Genomic DNA, 16,462 nt, shown 5'->3' with positions numbered 1-16,462 from the left:
GCCGGTCGCGCTGCCGTCAGTCGCCCGGCTGCCAGTCGGGCCGGCGCCCGCTCAGTGCGATCACCCGGTCGAGCAGTGGTGCGTCGGCCGGGACAGGGACCGGCGGGCCGAAGATCGCGTCGGGTCCGGAGCGGTCGTCGTCGTCCCCGGGCGTCAGCATCGCCTCGGAGGCGTGCAGACTCTCCTCGTCCGCCCGGAACTCCTGTCCCGTCGCCCTGGCCAGGTCCCAGCCGTGCACGACCAGCTCGTTGCGTGCGACCATCCCCGCGACCCGGCCGGGCAGATCGATCCCGCCGGCCCGGGTCATGCCCTCAAGCGCGGCCGGGGAGTGCCAGGCCTCGACCAGCTCGTCCAGCAGGGGGCCGAGCGTCGTGCGCCAGTCGTCGGGCAGCACCGGCAGGGCCGCGTCCGGAGAGGTGTCGGTCGTCGGGCCGGTCCTCTTGCGCGCCGCGTCGCGGAAGGCGACGGTCAGTCCCAGAACATGCCCGAGCAGCTCCCGTACCGCGTAGTCGGGGCAGGGGGTCGGGCCGTCCAGCTGCCGGTCGTCGATGGAGCCGGTCAGTTCGAGGATCTGCCGCGCCGGCGGTCCGAGATCGACGCCGGATGCGGTGCCGCCAGCGGTTCCTTCATTGGTTCCGTCATTGGTTTCCATACCTTTGTGACTGCTTTCGCGCCCGGAACTCATCGTGGACATCGCGAGCCTTTCGCCCCGTCCCCTTGTCGGCGACCCCACCCGCATGGCATATAGGTCTGGACCATTGCTGTCGGATGGAAGGCATCACCGTGCAACGCCCCCACGCACGCACCGCGTTGACCTGTTCCGCCGCGCTGCTCCTCGCCGCGCTCACCGCCTGCGGTGGCTCCGCGGAAGCGGACACCGAGAGGCCGGCGGCCCCCGAGGGGGTGACGGCGCAGGCCGGCAGCGCCACCTCCGCACATGTGATGTGGGAGCGGGCATCCGACAGCGAGGGGGTCACCGGCTACGACGTCTACCGCGAGGGGAAGAAGGCCGCATCGGTGGACGCGGCGAGGCTGATGACGGACATCGAGGGGCTGACCGAGTCCACGGCCTACACCTTCACCGTGCGGGCGCGTGACGCCGCCGGCCACCACTCCGTCCCGAGCGCCGCCGTCTCCGTCACCACCCCCGCGGCCCCGCCGGCCGACGAGGAGCCGCCGACCGTGCCGTCGAAGCTACGGGGCGCGGCGGACGGCGGGCGGACGGTCACTCTGTCCTGGGGCCGCTCCACGGACGACGTGGGCGTCACCTCGTACGACATCTACCAGGAGGACTCCAGGATCCACAGCGTCCCCGGCACACGGACCACGGCCCGGCTGACCGGACTGCGACCCGGCACCGTCTACACCTTCACCGTCCGCGCCCGCGACGCCGCCGACCGCTCCTCGCCGGACAGCGACGCGCTGGACCTCACCACCCCGTCCGCGTCGGGCGCCCCCAGGAGCACGGCGCCCACCGGGCTGCGGGCGAAGGCCACGGCGGACGGCGACGAGTCCCGCGTCGACCTCTCCTGGGACCAGCCCGACACCGGCGGCACGATTCCGGCCTACCAGCTCTTCCTGGACGGAAAGCTGACCACCACGATCGTCTGGGGCGGCACACCCCCCGCCGGCCGGGCGACGTACCGGCTCGTCCTGACCGAGCCGCCCGGCACCCGCCACTCACTCAAGATCAGGCCGAAGCTCCCCGACGGGACATGGGGCGACTTCTCGGCGCAGCGCACGGTCGTTGTCGCGGGCTGACGGCCAAGACCTAAGTGGGGCAAGGCCGTTACACGTCGGCGGCCTGCTCGTCGACGGCGGATGACATTCTCGCCGAGATCATTCCAGCGAGTTGGAGAGGCGGAGAGGCATATGAAGCGGACGCGCAAGAAGAGAAGTCTGCTCGCGGCGGGGCTGCTGGTCGCGGCGACGGGTGCCGTACTGAGCGGCAGCGCCGGCGCGCAGGCGGCCGAGGCGGGGCAGACCGCGGAGGTGGCGTGCGGCACCTCGTTCATCGGCCAGGAGCCGGACGGCCATCTGAGCAAGATCGTCAGCGAGGCCGGAGTCATCAGCGACACCTACAGGACCGCCGACGCGGTGCCGTGGTCGCTCCAGGGGCTCTACGAGATCGGCGGCGCAGGCGGGGGCGGCTCCTGGAGCACCTCCTATCTGGCCCCGGCGACGGACGGTGTGCTGAGGACCCTCAGTGTCAGAGGCGTCGAGGGCGACCCCGTCATGGCGGAGCAGTCCGTCACCGTCGATGCCGACTGGCGCGCGCATCTGATGCCGTCGGGTACCGGCTTCGACTTCTACACGATCGAGGAGGACGGTGACATCCTGACGCGTGAGGTGATCTACGGCTCCGGGGGTGCGGTCGAACTCGGCGACCCCGAGACCCTGCCGGTCCGGGCGACGGACACCAAGGCCGCCGGTATCTACTGGATCCGCCTGGAGGATGGCACCGAGCGCGACGTCATCTACGCGTCCGAGAAGGAGACGGGCGCGCTGCGGCAGATCGTCGTCGACCCCGAGGACCCGGCTTCGGCGGAGAGCCACACCCTCGCGGAAACGGGCTTCGAGGACTTCACGAACCTCAAGGCGAGCTACTGCGGCGACGATTCCATCTCGCTGGTCGGCGTGAACACCGACACCGGCGACGCGAGCTGGTTCGAGCACGCCGAGGTGCTGTCGCACTCCGGCTCCACCCTGAGTACGGGCCAGGCGCTCGGCGAGGCCGGCCAGTGGCAGGGCTGGACGGGCATCGGCTGATCCGTCTCCCGAGGTCGCGGACGGCCGGCCGCCGAGGGGGCCGCCGTCCACGGCCTCAGGGGCACGCACGGCACACGGTTGGCGCGGCGACCGCACCCGAATCGCACGCCAGTACGCTGATGGCCTGAGGTCGCGCACGGGTGGCCCCAGCGGTGAAACCCCCTGTCCACGTCCCCGACGCGCCGCGGTGCGCGGGACACGGCCGGGATCGCCGACGCACGGTGGGGGAGAAGCATGGGCGCGCCGAACGACCCGACGGACGGTACCCGGGGGCCGATGGGCGGCGGGCAGGCCGAGGAGACGATGGTCCTGCGCGCCGCACCCGACGACACGATGCAGCTGCGCCTCGCCCCCGACGACACGATGGTCCTGCGCCTCCCGGCCGGCGGCGTACCCGCCCCGGCCGCCCCGGCCGCCCCCGCCGCCCCCGTCCCGGAGTCCCCGGTAAAGCCGTCCGGGGGGCCCAGGAGCCTGCTCAAGTCCAGTGCCGTGATGGCGGCCGGCACGATCGTCTCCCGCATCACCGGCTTCCTGCGCACCCTCGTCATGGCGGCGGCGATCGGCGTCGGAACGCTCAACGACTCCTACCAGGTGGCCAATGTGCTGCCCACGATGATCTACGTCCTGGTCGGGGGAGGGGCGCTCAACGCCGTCTTCGTCCCCCAGCTCGTGCGGGCCATGAAGAAGGACGACGACGGGGGAGAGGCCTACGCCAACCGGCTGCTCACCCTGGTGATGGTCGCCCTGGGAGGCGTCACGGTCGTCTGTGTCCTCGCTGCCCCGCTGCTGGTGCACATGATGTCCCCCGACATCGCCTCCGACCCGCAGCGCATGGCGGTCACGGTGGCCTTCGCCCGGTACTGCCTGCCCACCCTGTTCTTCATGGGCGCCCATGTGGTCCTCGGCCAGATCCTCAACGCCCGTGAACGCTTCGGCGCGATGATGTGGACGCCGGTGCTCAACAACCTCGTGATCATTGCCTCGTTCGGCGGTTTCGTCTGGGCCTTCGGCAGCTTCACCGAATCCTCGGTCAGCCCCGCGACCGTCACCCCCGAGGGCGTACGGCTCCTCGGACTCGGCACCCTGCTGGGACTCACCGTGCAGGCGCTGGCCATGCTGCCGTATCTGCGCGACGCGGGCTTCCGGCTGCGTCCGCGGTTCGACTTCAGGGGCCACGGCCTCGGCAAGGCCATAGGCCTGGCCAAGTGGACGCTCCTGTTCGTGCTCGTCAACCAGCTCGGCATGATCGTCGTGACCCAGCTCGCCACCGAGGCCGGTTCACTGGCCGAGGACGCGGGGCACACGGGCTCGGGGATCACGGCCTACAACTACGCCCTGCTGCTCTGGCAGATGCCGCAGGCCATCATCACCGTCTCGGTGATGACCGCGGCCCTGCCCCGGATCTCCCGCTCGGCGCAGGAGAACGACACGGCGGCGATCAGGGACGACATCTCGTACGGTCTGAGGACCTCGGCCGTCGCCATCGTGCCCTGCGCGTTCGCGTTCCTGGCCCTGGGCGTCCCGATGGCCACCCTGCTCTACGCGGGCTCCGGCGCCGAGGGGGCCCGCGGCATCGGGTTCGTCCTGATGGCCTTCGGACTGGGGCTCATCCCCTACTCCGTCCAGTACGTCGTCCTGCGTGGCTTCTACGCCTACGAGGACACCCGCACCCCCTTCTACAACACCGTGGTCGTCGCCCTGGTCAACGCCGCCGGATCCGCGCTGTGCTTCGTCGTCCTGAGCCCCCGCTGGGCGGTCGCCGGCATGGCCGCCTCGTACGGCCTCGCCTACGCGGTCGGGGTCGGCATCGCCTGGCGCCGCCTGCGCAAGCGGCTGGGCGGCGACCTGGACGGCCGCCGCGTCGCCGGCACCTACGCCCGCCTGGTCGCGGCGGCCGTCCCCGCCGCGGCGGCAGGCGGTGGCGTGGCGTACGCGGTGACCACGACCCTCGGCAGCGGCGCCGCGGGCTCACTCGCGTCCCTGCTGGCGGGCGGCCTGGTCCTGCTCGGCGTCTTCCTGACCGTCGCCCACCTCCTGCGCCTCCCGGAAGTCAGCGCCCTGACCACGATGGTGCGCGGCCGCCTCGGACGCTGACCCCGCCGCGGAGATCCTTGACGCTCCTGACCCTGGGTGACGGGGTCAGGAGCGGATTTTCGCCGATGGGCATCCGTCCCCCACAATCAGAAGGCGATCTTCCCCTGTGACGCCACGGGCTCAGCCATGCCCGTTTCAGGCCGTCACCGCCGCATGCCCGCAGGACCGGGCGACGGCAGGCACGGGGTGGGCGCCGTCGGAAACACACAGGAACGATCTCCCTGTCGAGGAGGCACGTAGTTGCAAGGAAGGCTGGCCATGACGGTGGATGCGCGCGGCGAGGTCGAGGAGTTCATCCTGGGGGACCGGTTCTCCTGCCTGGCGGGCAGATCCGCCTGGCGACGCGGCGGTATCGCCCATCGGCACTACGACCTCCTCGGCGGTGAGGAGTCCGCCCGGCTGATGGCGTACGACCTCGCCGAGTTCGTGGGATCGGCGGACTGGAGCGCCCGGACGTTCACCAGTTTCGTCGCGACCTTCGAGCAGCCTCGCGGAGTGGACGAGCTACGGTTCGAGGAACTCCTCTGGGAGCAGCTGCAGTTGCTGCACGAGCAGGACGCGCGAACACACCGCTGGGCCGACGGCTACTCGTCCGACGCGGGGTCCGGGGAGTTCGCGTACAGCGTGGCCGGTCATCCCTTCTTCGTGATCGGCCTGCACGAGACCCACCGCAGGTGGGGCCGGCGGCCACCGTTCCCGATGCTGGCCTTCAACTCGCACGAGCAGTTCGACCGGATCAAGGGCGCCGGGATGTGGGACCGGCTGGCGGACAAGATACGCAAGCAGGACATCAAGCTGCAGGGTGACATCAACCCCAACCTGTACGAGTACGAACGGCTCTCCGAAGCCCGTCGCTACTCCGGCCGCCCCAAGTCGGCCGACTGGGAGTGCCCCTTCGCCGCCCGCGCGCCGGAGCCGCAGGAGCGGGAGCGGGAGCTGACGGTCTCGGTCCCGGGCGTCTGAGGGCGGCGGGCCGCACCCCGGCGCGGTGATCGCGGGGGTGCGGCCCGCCTCGGTGTGCGGGCAGCCCAGCTGCTCGTGGCCCTGGCTTCACCCACTCCTGCAGGTGTCACCGGAAGAATCAGGGCCACAACTCGTCCTGCATCAGCCGCTCGCCCCCGTTCCGGATGGCTGCATGGCCGGCAACCGCCAGATGGAGCGATGTCTCGGTCGACTGCACCGGTCCGTCACCGGTCGACTGGCGGAAGACGGGCAGTAAACACCACTTGATCTGCGATGGACGCGGCACCCCGCTCAAGGGCATCACTACCGTGGCCAACGTCAACGACGTCACCCAGACCCTCGCCCTGGTCAACGGCATCCCTCCGGTCGCGGGGCCGCCCCGGCCCCGGCGACGACCAGAAGCCTTGCTCGGAGACAAGGGCTACGATTCCAACGCCCACCGCGACGAGCTCCGTCGTCGACGGATCCTGCCCGCCATATTCCGCAAGGGCTCACCGAACATCAAGGGCATCGGCAAGCTCCGCTACGTGATGGAGTAGACCTTCGACCTGCTCCATCGCATCAAATGTCTTGCCGTTTGATGGGAACGCCGCACCAACGACAAGCCGCTGCCCCTGGTCGCGGGGTCTGTTCCGGGACGTCCCCTGGAGGCTGTCCCGGGCCCCACCGACGGATGGCGCGGCAGCCCGGTCTGTCCCTCTTCGCCCCAGACCCTGAATAGTTGCAGGTACCTGTCGAGTGCCCGGCCGCTTAGCCTGACCAGCGTCGACATCCGCTCGTGATCAGCGCGAGTGGCGGTGAACTACTGAGGGGAGCCCCACCATGGGATTCAGGACAAAGGTCGCGGCTGTCACTGCAGGCGGCACGCTGGTGGCCGCTCTGGGGATCGGCGTCACGGCGACTCCGGCGCAGGCCAGTTGGGACGACTGCGACTCTGGTGCGTTGTGCGCCTACTCGCAGACCAAGGGGGGCGGCACCCCCGGCCAGGTCTTCGGCAACAACTCCAACCTGCGGCAGTACACCAAGTTCGACAACGCCAAGTCGCTGTACAACAACGGCAATTCCTGTGACGTTACGCTGTTCACGAACACCTGGTTCCGAGGCGAGTCCCAGGGCTTCCTGCGGGGCTATGTCGTCTCGAACACCGGCACCACCAAGTTCAAGGACGGCGTCGGCTCCAACATATGGGTCTGCTGAGCCGTGCGCCGACTGCTGTGGAGGACGGTTGCCGCTGCGCTCCTCACGGCCGGGTGCGCCGCACCCGGCCGTGAGGCCGCGACGGAGTCCGACGTCTCCATGCCGCTGCCTCTGGCAGGCGCGATGTACTTCTCGGCGGACGAGCGGACGGCGCTGCGGGAAGCCGAGGAGGCGCTGGTCCAGACCTGTATGCGGAAGCGCGGGTACGCATACCAGATCGGCCCCGCCCCCGAGATGGGACGTGCAGCCGCCGTCAATCCCTACACCGTGCTGTCGCCGCAACGGTCGAGGAGCGACGGCTACGGACTGACCGGTGCGGTGCTGGAGGGACCGCCGGACGATTCGAACGCGGAAATGCTGGCCGCCCTTTCGGAGGCAAAGAGAGAGGACTGGCAGGAGGCGCTGCTCGGCAACCTGGACGACCACGTGGAGATCTCGCTGCCCAGCGGCCGGCAGATCAGCTACGACCCCGACTCCTGTGCCCAGGCGGCACGAGACGAGGTCTACGGACAAGGGTGGTCCGAATTGCGCTACACCGTCGAGGACCTCAGTAATGAAGTCATCCGCCGAACCCTGGACTCACCTGACTTCCAGGAAGTGGAGAAGGACTGGGCCGGGTGCATGGCGGACCTAGGCTACTCCTACGCCACGCTGGAGGACCCCCGCAAGGAGATCCAAGACCAATTGGCGCAGGCGGAGGGGGCCCGGGACCGGGTCCTGGCCGTGGGAGACCGGGAACTGGACCTGGCCAGGGATGATCTGACCTGCCAGCTCTCCACGGACACGCACCAGCGGATCGCCAACGTCCAGGCTCGGACGGAGGAACGGGTCCGCGTGAAAGCCGGGAGGGAGCTGGACCTGTTCCAGCAGGCAAAGCGGACGGCACTGAGCCGGCTTCCGGGGATCACCAACTCCTGACCAGAAGTCAGTGCGCCCATGATCTCTCGGCGGCCGTTGACGGCTTCCGCACCAGGGCGGTTCTCTACAACGAGATAGCCTGAACTCTAGTCGTTAGAACTGGAGTTCGGCACGGGGCGGACGTGCTGGCGGCGTCTGGACCGGTGGCAGAAGGCAGGGGCCTGTGACCGGCTGCACCGGGGCCTGCTCGCGGAGCGGAACAAGGCGACAGCGCCCTGTTGGCCTTCGACGTCGCGGATGAGATGTTGCTGGTTCAGGACTCCAACGCCTTCTCCGCGTGCGCCTGGGCGACGGGGCGCAGTCGTAAGCCCGGCCCCGGGGCCCAAGGCTGGCTCGACGGCTTCGTGGCGGTCGGTGCTGTCACTGGTGCCGTTGATGCCGTGGCCAACGGCGGTGCCAGCCGTACTGCCAGGCGCCAGGACGACGGTTCGTCGGACGACAGCCCGTTGGACGAGGGCGCAGCCGATTCGGAGGACGACGATGAAGGCCCACCCCGGCTCGGCAACCAACCGCTGATCGTACGGGACCTGTCGGCCGTCACCCGCTGGGTTGCCGAGCAGTCCGGCGTCACCGACGACCTGCGGCCGGAGACGATTCGGGTCCGGTGCAAGTCGGTGTCCCGGCGGAAGGCCGGCCGGTCGGGTGGGTCGGACCTGCTGAGCAGCTTCATCGCGGCCGTCCTCGTCATGAGGGCGGACAGGCTGTCCGAGCTGCGGCGACCTGGCAGCATGACGGGAGGCAGCGGCCCGATTCCGGGAGGCGCGGCAGACGGTGCTCACTCTGCGGGGCGAGCGGCAGGGTGTGGACGACGCGCTCCTGGGTTTCAGCCGTGCCGATTCGGCCGTCACCACCGCGCGGCACGTGCGGGCAGAGCGGCCTTGGGCGAAGCCGAGCGGGCCCTCCAGGAGGCGGAGCGGTACTTCGCGCAGCTCCGGTGCACCGTGGACCGGGTGTTCGCGGGTCTGGGGCCCCGGTCGCTCGGCTGGATGCTGATCGACGAGGCCGGCCAGGCGACCGCCCAGATGCCGGTGGGTGCTCTGTGGCGGGCACGCAGAGGCGTCATCGTGGGCGATCCGCTGCAACTGAAGCCAGTCGTCACGCTGCCGCACATGGGGCAGCAGGCACTCCGTCGAACCTTCGGTGTGGCCGAGGAGTGGGAACCGTCCCGCACCTCGGCGCAGCGCGTTGCGGACCGGTTGAACAGGTACGGCACCTGGCTGCCCGCGCCGGACGCGCAGGGGCGATCCCACCCACACCCGGTCGTCCTCCGAGCCGATGTCGTGGCCGGACTCCGCCGCAGCCTGTGTCAGGTCGTCCCCGCGACAGGGTGGGCACTGTGCATACGACCCAGGGGAAGGAAGCCGATGTCGTGCTGCTGGTCCTCGGCGCGGGCGGAGAGAAGGCAGGACCGCGCGCCTGGGCGGCGTCCGCCCCGAACCTGCTGAACGTCGCGGTGAGTCGGGCGCGTCGGCGGCTGTTCGTCGTGGGCGACCACGACGCATGGCGGGGGCATCAGCACTTCGACGTACTCGCACGTCGGCTGCCGTGCATGTCGGAGGCCGAGCAGACGGCCATGCGGGAACTCTCCCCGCCGGTCCTTGCCGAAGGATGCCGCTGCCGCTAGTTGAGGGTGCGGTCCACCTTGGAGCAGTGGGCGAAGCGGTGCCGCTGGGCCGAATTCGTCACCTGGCGTCTTCCTGACGCCGAGTTTCAGACACGAAAAGCCCCCGGCGCCATCGGCGCCGGGGGCGTTGCTTCACCCTGCGGACGTCAGCGCAGCTGTTCGTACGCAGGCAGGGTCAGGAAGTCCGCGTAGTCCTCGTCCAGCGAGACCTGGAGCAGCAGGTCGTGGGCCTGCTGCCACCTGCCGGACTCGAAGGTCTCGTCGCCGAGCTCCGCGCGGATCGTGGCCAGTTCCTCGGCCGCGACCTTGCGGGCCAGGTCCGCTGTGGCGTGTTCGCCGTTCTCGAAGACGACGTCCGCGTTGATCCACTGCCAGATCTGCGAGCGTGAGATCTCGGCGGTGGCCGCGTCCTCCATGAGGTTGAAGATGGCGACCGCGCCCATGCCGCGCAGCCACGCCTCGATGTAGCGGATGCCGACCGCGACCGCGTTGCGCAGGCCGTCGTACGAGGGCTTCGCGTCCAGCGTGTCGATGGCGATCAGGTCGCCCGCGGCGACCGAGACGTCCTCACGCAGGCGGTCCTTCTGGTTCGGCTTGTCGCCGAGGACCGCGTCGAAGGAGGCCAGCGCGATCGGGACCAGGTCCGGGTGGGCGACCCAGGAGCCGTCGAAGCCGTCGCTCGCCTCGCGGTCCTTGTCGGCCTTGACCTTCTCGAAGGCGACCTTGTTGACCTCGGCGTCGCGCCGCGAGGGGATGAAGGCCGCCATGCCGCCGATGGCGTGCGCCCCGCGCTTGTGGCAGGTGCGGACCAGGAGTTCGGTGTACGCCCGCATGAACGGGGCGGTCATCGTGACCAGGTTGCGGTCCGGCAGGACGAACTTCGCCCCGCCGTCACGGAAGTTCTTGACGATGGAGAAGAGGTAGTCCCAGCGGCCCGCGTTCAGCCCGGAGGCGTGGTCGCGGAGCTCGTAGAGGATCTCCTCCATCTCGTACGCCGCGGTGATCGTCTCGATCAGGACGGTCGCGCGGACCGTGCCCTGCGGGATGCCGACGTAGTCCTGGGCGAAGACGAAGATGTCGTTCCAGAGACGGGCCTCCAGGTGCGACTCCGTCTTCGGCAGGTAGAAGTACGGGCCCTTGCCGAGGTCGATCAGGCGCTGCGCGTTGTGGAAGAAGTAGAGGCCGAAGTCGACCAGCGCGCCGGGCACCGGGGCGCCGTCGAGCTGGAGGTGGCGCTCGTCCAGGTGCCAGCCGCGCGGGCGCGTGACGACGGTGGCGAGCTCATCGGCGGGCTTCAGGGCGTACGACTTGCCCGACCCGGGGTCCGTGAAGTCGATGTTCCGGGTGTACGCGTCGATCAGGTTGAGCTGGCCGGTGACCACGTTCTCCCAGGTGGGGGCGGACGCGTCCTCGAAGTCGGCGAGCCAGACCCTGGCGCCCGAGTTCAGGGCGTTGATGGTCATCTTGCGGTCGGTCGGGCCGGTGATCTCCACCCGGCGGTCGTCCAGTGCGGCCGGGGCCGGGGCGACCTTCCAGGTGTCGTCCACGCGGATGGCTTCCGTCTCGGGCAGGAAGTCCAGGGTGGAGGTGCGGGCGATGTCGGCGCGGCGCTCGTCGCGTCGGGCGAGCAGTTCGTCCCGCCGGGGGGTGAACCGCCGGTGCAGCTCGGCCACGAACGCGAGGGCCGCATCGGTCAGGACCTCGTCCTGCCTCGGCAGGGGCTCGGCGTCGACGATGGCCAGCGGGGACGGCGCTGGTGCGGACATGAGCAGTCACTCCTTCAGCGGGGAACCGTAAACGGAACCAGGGGCTTCTGATCAGTGGATATTAGTTTCCTCATGGTGGAAGTTCAATGGTTTGTTGATGTCGAGATTCTTCGGGTCGACAGATGTGCCCCGGCTCACTCCAGGCGGGCCAGGTCCGCCGCCGTGTCGATGTCGTACGCCTGAGCCACATCCGAACACTCGACGAGTGTGATCGCATCGCGGTGCGCCCGCAGATACGTCCTGGCTCCCTGGTCACCGACCGCGCCCGTCGAGATGTCCGCCCACAGGTCCGCCCCGAACAGCACGGGATGGCCGCGCACCCCTTCGTACGCGGCGGCCGCCAGCGTCGCCCGGGAGCGGTACGCCGAGCGGACCCGCGCCACCGCCTCCGCCCCGATGCCCGGCTGGTCGACCAGTAGTACGAGCGCCGCGTCCGCGTCCGTACCCGCCAGGGAGCTCAGTCCCGCCCTGAGGGAGGAGCCCATGCCCTCCTCCCACGACGGGTTCACCGCCACCGCGCACGCCGAGAGGTCCGCCCTGGCCCGCACCTCGTCGGCCGCGGCGCCCAGGACGACATGGACGGGCCCGCACCCGCCGTTGCGCAGCGCCCGCACCGCGTGCTCGACCAGGGGACGGCCGCGGTGTTCCAGCAGCGCCTTCGGCCGGCCGCCGAGACGACGGCCGCCGCCGGCGGCGAGGAGCACCCCGGCGATCACGGGGATCCGTTGTGTGTGAGTCATACGCCCTGGATACCACTGCGCGGCGGGCACCGCGGGCATGCCTGTCACACCTCCTGGGTAGCCTGATTCCTTGTCCGCACAGTGGCGCGCGCCACCTTTCATGTCGTTAACTTGCCTACGGCCTCAGGCACTTGACCGCGGCCGGGGGGCAGGTCGACACACCGGCACAAGGACGTGCGAGGGGGAGTGCTTTGTTGCGAAGCGTGGGGCAGGAGCGGTTGACGGGGAGCGGCGAGGACCCGCGGGTGGCGGAGCTGCGCACCGCCGTCTCCCGGCTGCGCCGCGAGCTTGCCGGATACCGGGTCGAGTTCCCGGACCGGGGCATCGCCGAGGACGAGCTCGCCGCCCTGGATGCCATGGCGGCCGGCGGGAGGCCCGAGATACCCCGGCTGCGCCGTTCGCTGCTGCTGGTCGCGGGGGCGATCGGCTCGGTCAGCGCGCTCGCCCCCGGCCTGAGGGACGTACGGGTCGCCGTGGACCTCTTCGGCGAGCCGCCGCTCCAGCTGTGACGGAGCCGTACCTGCGGTCGTGACGGAGCCGCCGCTGCGGTCGTGACCTCAGCGGCGGATCAGGCGGCGCGCCGTCGCCGAGGCCACCGCCGATGTGCGTGAGTCGACGCCCAGCTTGGCGTAGATGTGCACCAGATGGGACTTCACCGTCGCCTGGCTCAGGAAGAGCCGCTTGCTGATCTGCTGGTTCGACAGCCCCTCGCCCACCAGCTGGAGCACCTCGAGCTCGCGCTTGGTCAGGGCCTGGGCGGGTGTCCGCATCCGGTCCATCAGCCGGTGCGCGACCTCGGGGGCGAGCGCCGAGCGGCCGGCCGCCGCCGTGCGCACCGCGGCGGCGAGCTCCTCGGGCGGGGCGTCCTTCAGCAGATAGCCCGCGGCGCCCGCCTCGACGGCGGCCAGGATGTCGGCGTCCGAGTCGTACGTGGTGAGGATCAGCACCCGGGGCGCGTCCTCGGCGGCGGTGATCGCCGCGGTGGCCTCCGCGCCGTGCAGGCCCGAGCCGAACTGCAGGTCCATCAGGACCACGTCGCAGACACCGGTCGCGGCCAGGGCGACGGCCCGTTCGGCGGTGGGAGCCTCGGCGACCACCTGGAAGTCCGGCTCGGTGTCCAGGACCGCGCGCAGCCCGGCGCGTACCACCGGATGGTCGTCGGCCAGCAGCAGCCTGATCGGGTCGGTCATGCCGCCCTGCCCTCCGCGCCTCCGGCGCTCCCGGTGTTCTCCGTGTCCTGTGGGCCGTGTGTGTCCTGAGGGCCGTGCGGGTCCTGTGGCTCCTGCGGGTCGTGTGTGTCCTGCGGGTCGTGCCCGCCGGCGGCCGGGAGCGGCAGGGTGACGGCGACGGCCGTCCCCTGCCCGTGCCCCGACTCCACACTCAGCGTCCCGCCCAGGGAGCCGGCCCGCGCGCGCATCGCCGACAGACCGAAACCGCCGCCCGAGGTGCGCACCGGCTCCGCGGCCGTGTCGAACCCCCGGCCGTCGTCCACCACGTCCAGGGAGACCGAGGTGTCCATGAAGCTGAGCGTGATCTCCGCCCGCCGCGCGCCCGAGTGCCGCACCGCGTTGGCCAGGGCCGACTGCGCGGTACGCAGCAGAGCCACCTCGTACGGAGTGGGCAGCTCGACCGGCCTGCCGCTGACCGCGAACTGCACCGCGAGGTCCGGTGCCGACGTACGCGACGACAGGCGGGACAGGGCCGCGGCCAGAGAGCCCTGTTGCAGGTCCGGCGGGGTCAGCGCCCTCACGAAACGGCGGGCCTCGGCGAGGTTGTCCTGGGCGGCCTCGCGGGCGCGCCGTACGTGTGCCGTCGCGGGCCCGTCATCGGGCAGCGAACGCTCGGCGGCCCGCAGCAGGAGCTGGATACTGGACAGGCCCTGAGCGAGGGTGTCGTGGATCTCCCGGGCGAGCCGCTCCCGCTCGGCCAGGGTGCCGGCGGTGCGCTCCGCCTCGGCGAGCTCCGCCCGGGTGGAGACGAGCTCGTCGATCAGCTCGCGGCGCCGTTCGCTCTCACGGAACAGCGCGTCGTATCCCAGCACGGTCGCGACGGCGACCGCCGCACCGAGCAGCGGACCGATGAACGTGCCGGGTGTGACCTCCTGCCCGTGCAGCAGGAAACTGACGATCGCCGCGGCGGCCGTGACCACGACGGCGGGCAGCCCCCAGCGCACCGGAAGCAGATGCAGCTGGAGGAAGTAGAGCGGGAAGGCCACCCACAGCGCGTCGGGCGACAGGGCGAGCAGCGCCAGCCACACCGCGCCCAGCGCGGTGAGCCAGACACCGGCGGCCCGGGTGTGCGGCTGGACGAAGGGGGCGAGCGCGCCCGCCGCGTACAGCGCGGCCATCACACCCGCGAGCACCACGACGGCCCTGGTGTGCGGGGCGCCGTCGGCGCTCGCGCGCAGCGCGGCGAGCGCCAGCAGCCCCACGAGCAGCGCGTGCAGACAGAGCCGCAGCGCGGTGGTGACGGGGGTGTGGGCTCGGGCATCCATGGTCGTTCCAGCGTAGACGGGGCCGCCCCGGGAGCAGTCAATCGAAAGGTTGATGTCGGCCCCGTCAGGCGCGCGATGTTTTCGCAGGTCCGGCGCATGAGCCTGGAGTCATGTTCGTTGCATGGAGAGATCTACGGTTCGCCAGGGGCAGGTTCGCCCTCATGGGCACGGTCGTCGTGCTGATCACGCTGCTCGTGGGGCTGCTGTCCGGCCTCACGGCAGGCCTGGGCAGGGAGAACACCTCGGCCGTCACGGGGCTGAACGCCGACCGCGTCGCGTTCGCCGCGCCCCCGGACGGCAGGTCGGAGTCGTTCTCCGATTCCGTCGTCGAGAAGAGCGCCTGGGATGCCTGGGCGCGGCAGCCGGGCGTCACCGCCGCCCATCCACTGGGCATCCGGACGCTGAACGCCGCCGTCGGGGACGGGAGGAGCACGGCCGCCGTGTCGGCGTTCGGCGTCGAACCGGACAGTGGGCTCGCCCCCGACGGCGTGGCAGCCGGACGGGTCGTGCTCTCCGGGCAGGCCGCCGACGAGCTGGGTGCCGAGGCCGGTGACACGCTCGCCCTCGGTGGCTCCCGGGTGACCGTGGGCGCGGTCGGCGGCGACGCCTCGTACAGCCACACCCCGGTGGTGTGGACCTCGCTGGCCGACTGGCAGCGCATCGGCGGCACCGAGGGGCAGGCCACCGTGGTCGCCCTGACCACGACAGGTGACGCCGACATCGCCGCGGGCGACAAGGCGGCGGGCACCAGCACGCTCGGGCTGGACGACTCCCTCGGCGCGATCGGCTCCTACCAGGCGGAGAACGGCTCGCTCCAGCTGATGCGCGGCTTCCTCTTCGCCATCTCCGCGCTCGTCATCGGCGCCTTCTTCACCGTCTGGACCATCCAGCGCAGCGGCGACGTGGCCGTGCTCAAGGCGCTGGGCGCCTCCACCCCGTATCTGCTGCGGGACGCGCTCGGGCAGGCCGTGGTCATGCTGGCCGTCGGTACGGGCCTGGGCACCGCGCTCGCCTCGGCGATCGGAGCGCTGATCGGCGGGGACGGCGGCGCCGTGCCCTTCGTCCTCGACGCTTCGACCGTGCTCGTCCCGGCCGGCGTGATGATCGTCCTCGGCGCGCTCGGGGCCGCCCTGTCCATCCGGCGGATCACCGCCGTCGACCCCCTCACCGCACTCGGGAGCGCCCGATGACCCTCATCCTCACCGATGTCACCCTCACCTACCCGGACGGCGACACCCGGCTCACCGCACTCGACCGGGTCTCTCTGGACGTGCCGGCGGGCACGCTCACCGCGGTCGTCGGACCGTCCGGTTCCGGCAAGTCCAGCCTGCTCGCGGTGGCGGCCACACTCGTCACCCCCGACCACGGACACGTCGTCGTCGCGGGTACGCAGACCGACGGGCTGAGCAGCGCCGACAAGGCGGCCCTGCGCCGGGACCACGTGGGCATCATCTTCCAGCAGCCCCATCTGCTGCCGTCACTCACGGCCGTGGAGCAGCTCCAGGTGATGACCCATCTGTCACGCCGCTCGGTACGCGCCTCCAGGCCCAGGGCGCTGGACCTGCTGGACGCGGTCGGTCTGGCCGACAAGGCGGACCGCAGGCCGCACCAGCTCTCCGGCGGTCAGCGCCAGCGGATCAACATCGCCCGGGCCCTGATGAACGAACCGGCGGTGCTGCTCGTCGACGAGCCGACCAGCGCACTCGACCACGAACGCGGCGCGGCGGTCCTCGACCTGCTGCTCGGCCTGACCCGGGAACGCTCGACGGCCACGGTCATGGTCACCCACGACCGGGCGCATCTGGACCGGGTGGACGGGACGGTCGGCATGGAGGACGGCCGGCTGTCGGTGTCCACCCCGGTCTGAGGCCTCGCCGGGAGGCCTCGCGAGGAGGGA

The 16,462-nt window shown here is 70.9% G+C and carries 18 protein-coding genes; 12 read left to right on the top strand and 6 right to left on the bottom strand.

Annotated elements, in window-relative coordinates; genetic code table 11:
• Nucleotides 1–16: 16 nt before the first annotated feature.
• Complete coding sequence (locus OG623_RS05450; RefSeq protein ID WP_406144752.1) at nucleotides 17–652, bottom strand: TIGR03086 family metal-binding protein; 636 nt, start codon at nucleotides 650–652, stop codon at nucleotides 17–19.
• A 116-nt stretch (nucleotides 653–768) separates the two neighbouring features.
• Here OG623_RS05450 and OG623_RS05445 point away from each other — a divergent pair, with 116 nt between their 5' ends.
• The 7 genes from OG623_RS05445 (at nucleotide 769) to OG623_RS05415 (ending at nucleotide 7,941) form a co-directional block, all read left to right on the top strand.
• Nucleotides 769–1,761 (top strand): fibronectin type III domain-containing protein, encoded by a 993-nt coding sequence (locus OG623_RS05445; RefSeq protein WP_406144751.1) that lies wholly within the window; start codon nucleotides 769–771, stop codon nucleotides 1,759–1,761.
• Between the two features lie 111 nt (nucleotides 1,762–1,872).
• Entirely contained in the window at nucleotides 1,873–2,769 is an 897-nt protein-coding gene (locus tag OG623_RS05440) for a hypothetical protein (RefSeq protein WP_406144750.1), read from the top strand.
• A 234-nt stretch (nucleotides 2,770–3,003) separates the two neighbouring features.
• Entirely contained in the window at nucleotides 3,004–4,863 is a 1,860-nt protein-coding gene (murJ, locus tag OG623_RS05435) for a murein biosynthesis integral membrane protein MurJ (RefSeq protein ID WP_406144748.1), read from the top strand.
• A 258-nt stretch (nucleotides 4,864–5,121) separates the two neighbouring features.
• Nucleotides 5,122–5,826 carry a guanitoxin biosynthesis heme-dependent pre-guanitoxin N-hydroxylase GntA gene (gntA, locus tag OG623_RS05430; RefSeq protein ID WP_406144747.1) on the top strand — a complete coding sequence of 235 codons (705 nt, stop codon included), beginning with the start codon at nucleotides 5,122–5,124 and terminating at the stop codon, nucleotides 5,824–5,826.
• Between the two features lie 164 nt (nucleotides 5,827–5,990).
• A complete protein-coding gene (locus OG623_RS05425; protein WP_406144745.1) occupies nucleotides 5,991–6,365 on the top strand; it encodes a transposase in 375 nt (124 codons plus the stop codon).
• A 283-nt stretch (nucleotides 6,366–6,648) separates the two neighbouring features.
• A complete protein-coding gene (locus OG623_RS05420) occupies nucleotides 6,649–7,023 on the top strand; it encodes a peptidase inhibitor family I36 protein (protein ID WP_406144743.1) in 375 nt (124 codons plus the stop codon).
• Nucleotides 7,024–7,026: 3 nt separating this feature from the next.
• Nucleotides 7,027–7,941, top strand: a complete 915-nt coding sequence (locus OG623_RS05415) for a hypothetical protein (protein WP_406144742.1) — start codon at nucleotides 7,027–7,029, stop codon at nucleotides 7,939–7,941.
• Nucleotides 7,942–8,785: 844 nt separating this feature from the next.
• On the opposite strand, the gene OG623_RS05410 is transcribed toward OG623_RS05415, so the two are convergent.
• A complete protein-coding gene (locus tag OG623_RS05410) occupies nucleotides 8,786–9,004 on the bottom strand; it encodes a hypothetical protein (RefSeq protein ID WP_406152137.1) in 219 nt (72 codons plus the stop codon).
• On the opposite strand from OG623_RS05410, the gene OG623_RS05405 reads away from it, so the two are divergent.
• A complete protein-coding gene (locus tag OG623_RS05405) occupies nucleotides 8,928–9,386 on the top strand; it encodes an AAA domain-containing protein (RefSeq protein WP_406151691.1) in 459 nt (152 codons plus the stop codon). The two genes, OG623_RS05410 and OG623_RS05405, sit on opposite strands and share 77 nt — an antisense overlap.
• On the top strand, nucleotides 9,278–9,565 hold the full coding sequence (locus OG623_RS05400; RefSeq protein ID WP_406152135.1) for a hypothetical protein: 288 nt from the start codon (nucleotides 9,278–9,280) through the stop codon (nucleotides 9,563–9,565). Before OG623_RS05405 ends, OG623_RS05400 begins: the two co-directional genes overlap by 109 nt.
• Nucleotides 9,566–9,711: 146 nt before the next feature.
• On the opposite strand, the gene aceB is transcribed toward OG623_RS05400, so the two are convergent.
• Both aceB and OG623_RS05390 read right to left on the bottom strand, forming a co-directional pair.
• Complete coding sequence (gene aceB / locus OG623_RS05395) at nucleotides 9,712–11,331, bottom strand: malate synthase A (protein WP_406144740.1); 1,620 nt, start codon at nucleotides 11,329–11,331, stop codon at nucleotides 9,712–9,714.
• Nucleotides 11,332–11,465: 134 nt separating this feature from the next.
• Nucleotides 11,466–12,071: an NTP transferase domain-containing protein gene (locus OG623_RS05390; RefSeq protein WP_406144738.1), complete on the bottom strand. Its 606-nt coding sequence runs from the start codon at nucleotides 12,069–12,071 to the stop codon at nucleotides 11,466–11,468.
• Nucleotides 12,072–12,274: 203 nt separating this feature from the next.
• Here OG623_RS05390 and OG623_RS05385 point away from each other — a divergent pair, with 203 nt between their 5' ends.
• Nucleotides 12,275–12,580: a DUF5955 family protein gene (locus OG623_RS05385; RefSeq protein ID WP_406151690.1), complete on the top strand. Its 306-nt coding sequence runs from the start codon at nucleotides 12,275–12,277 to the stop codon at nucleotides 12,578–12,580.
• 48 nt (nucleotides 12,581–12,628) lie between these two features.
• Here OG623_RS05385 and OG623_RS05380 read toward each other — a convergent pair whose 3' ends face one another.
• Together OG623_RS05380 and OG623_RS05375 are read right to left on the bottom strand one after the other, a co-directional pair.
• Entirely contained in the window at nucleotides 12,629–13,261 is a 633-nt protein-coding gene (locus OG623_RS05380; protein ID WP_406144736.1) for a response regulator, read from the bottom strand.
• Nucleotides 13,258–14,565 carry a sensor histidine kinase gene (locus OG623_RS05375; protein ID WP_406144734.1) on the bottom strand — a complete coding sequence of 436 codons (1,308 nt, stop codon included), beginning with the start codon at nucleotides 14,563–14,565 and terminating at the stop codon, nucleotides 13,258–13,260. The genes OG623_RS05380 and OG623_RS05375 overlap by 4 nt, the downstream gene beginning before the upstream one ends.
• A gap of 110 nt (nucleotides 14,566–14,675) precedes the next feature.
• Here OG623_RS05375 and OG623_RS05370 point away from each other — a divergent pair, with 110 nt between their 5' ends.
• Both OG623_RS05370 and OG623_RS05365 read left to right on the top strand, forming a co-directional pair.
• Complete coding sequence (locus OG623_RS05370; RefSeq protein ID WP_406144732.1) at nucleotides 14,676–15,755, top strand: ABC transporter permease; 1,080 nt, start codon at nucleotides 14,676–14,678, stop codon at nucleotides 15,753–15,755.
• On the top strand, nucleotides 15,752–16,432 hold the full coding sequence (locus tag OG623_RS05365) for an ABC transporter ATP-binding protein (protein WP_406144730.1): 681 nt from the start codon (nucleotides 15,752–15,754) through the stop codon (nucleotides 16,430–16,432). Before OG623_RS05370 ends, OG623_RS05365 begins: the two co-directional genes overlap by 4 nt.
• Nucleotides 16,433–16,462 lie beyond the last annotated feature (30 nt).

Source organism: Streptomyces sp. NBC_01012 (genome assembly GCF_045162755.1).
GTDB lineage: Bacteria > Actinomycetota > Actinomycetes > Streptomycetales > Streptomycetaceae > Streptomyces.
The sequence above is the reverse complement of the archived record's forward strand: the minus strand, read 5'-3'. Positions and strand labels throughout refer to the sequence as shown.

What these genes read in the sequence shown, in the direction of transcription:
- OG623_RS05450 (WP_406144752.1), bottom strand. Translation starts at nt 652, where the DNA reads ATGGAAACCAATGACGGAACCAATGAAGGAACCGCTGGCGGCACCGCA.
- OG623_RS05445 (WP_406144751.1), top strand. Translation starts at nt 769, where the DNA reads ATGGAAGGCATCACCGTGCAACGCCCCCACGCACGCACCGCGTTGACC.
- OG623_RS05440 (WP_406144750.1), top strand. Translation starts at nt 1,873, where the DNA reads ATGAAGCGGACGCGCAAGAAGAGAAGTCTGCTCGCGGCGGGGCTGCTG.
- murJ (WP_406144748.1), top strand. Translation starts at nt 3,004, where the DNA reads ATGGGCGCGCCGAACGACCCGACGGACGGTACCCGGGGGCCGATGGGC.
- gntA (WP_406144747.1), top strand. Translation starts at nt 5,122, where the DNA reads ATGACGGTGGATGCGCGCGGCGAGGTCGAGGAGTTCATCCTGGGGGAC.
- OG623_RS05425 (WP_406144745.1), top strand. Translation starts at nt 5,991, where the DNA reads ATGGCTGCATGGCCGGCAACCGCCAGATGGAGCGATGTCTCGGTCGAC.
- OG623_RS05420 (WP_406144743.1), top strand. Translation starts at nt 6,649, where the DNA reads ATGGGATTCAGGACAAAGGTCGCGGCTGTCACTGCAGGCGGCACGCTG.
- OG623_RS05405 (WP_406151691.1), top strand. Translation starts at nt 8,928, where the DNA reads ATGCTGATCGACGAGGCCGGCCAGGCGACCGCCCAGATGCCGGTGGGT.
- OG623_RS05410 (WP_406152137.1), bottom strand. Translation starts at nt 9,004, where the DNA reads ATGACGCCTCTGCGTGCCCGCCACAGAGCACCCACCGGCATCTGGGCG.
- aceB (WP_406144740.1), bottom strand. Translation starts at nt 11,331, where the DNA reads ATGTCCGCACCAGCGCCGTCCCCGCTGGCCATCGTCGACGCCGAGCCC.
- OG623_RS05390 (WP_406144738.1), bottom strand. Translation starts at nt 12,071, where the DNA reads ATGACTCACACACAACGGATCCCCGTGATCGCCGGGGTGCTCCTCGCC.
- OG623_RS05380 (WP_406144736.1), bottom strand. Translation starts at nt 13,261, where the DNA reads ATGACCGACCCGATCAGGCTGCTGCTGGCCGACGACCATCCGGTGGTA.
- OG623_RS05375 (WP_406144734.1), bottom strand. Translation starts at nt 14,565, where the DNA reads ATGGATGCCCGAGCCCACACCCCCGTCACCACCGCGCTGCGGCTCTGT.
- OG623_RS05370 (WP_406144732.1), top strand. Translation starts at nt 14,676, where the DNA reads ATGTTCGTTGCATGGAGAGATCTACGGTTCGCCAGGGGCAGGTTCGCC.
- OG623_RS05365 (WP_406144730.1), top strand. Translation starts at nt 15,752, where the DNA reads ATGACCCTCATCCTCACCGATGTCACCCTCACCTACCCGGACGGCGAC.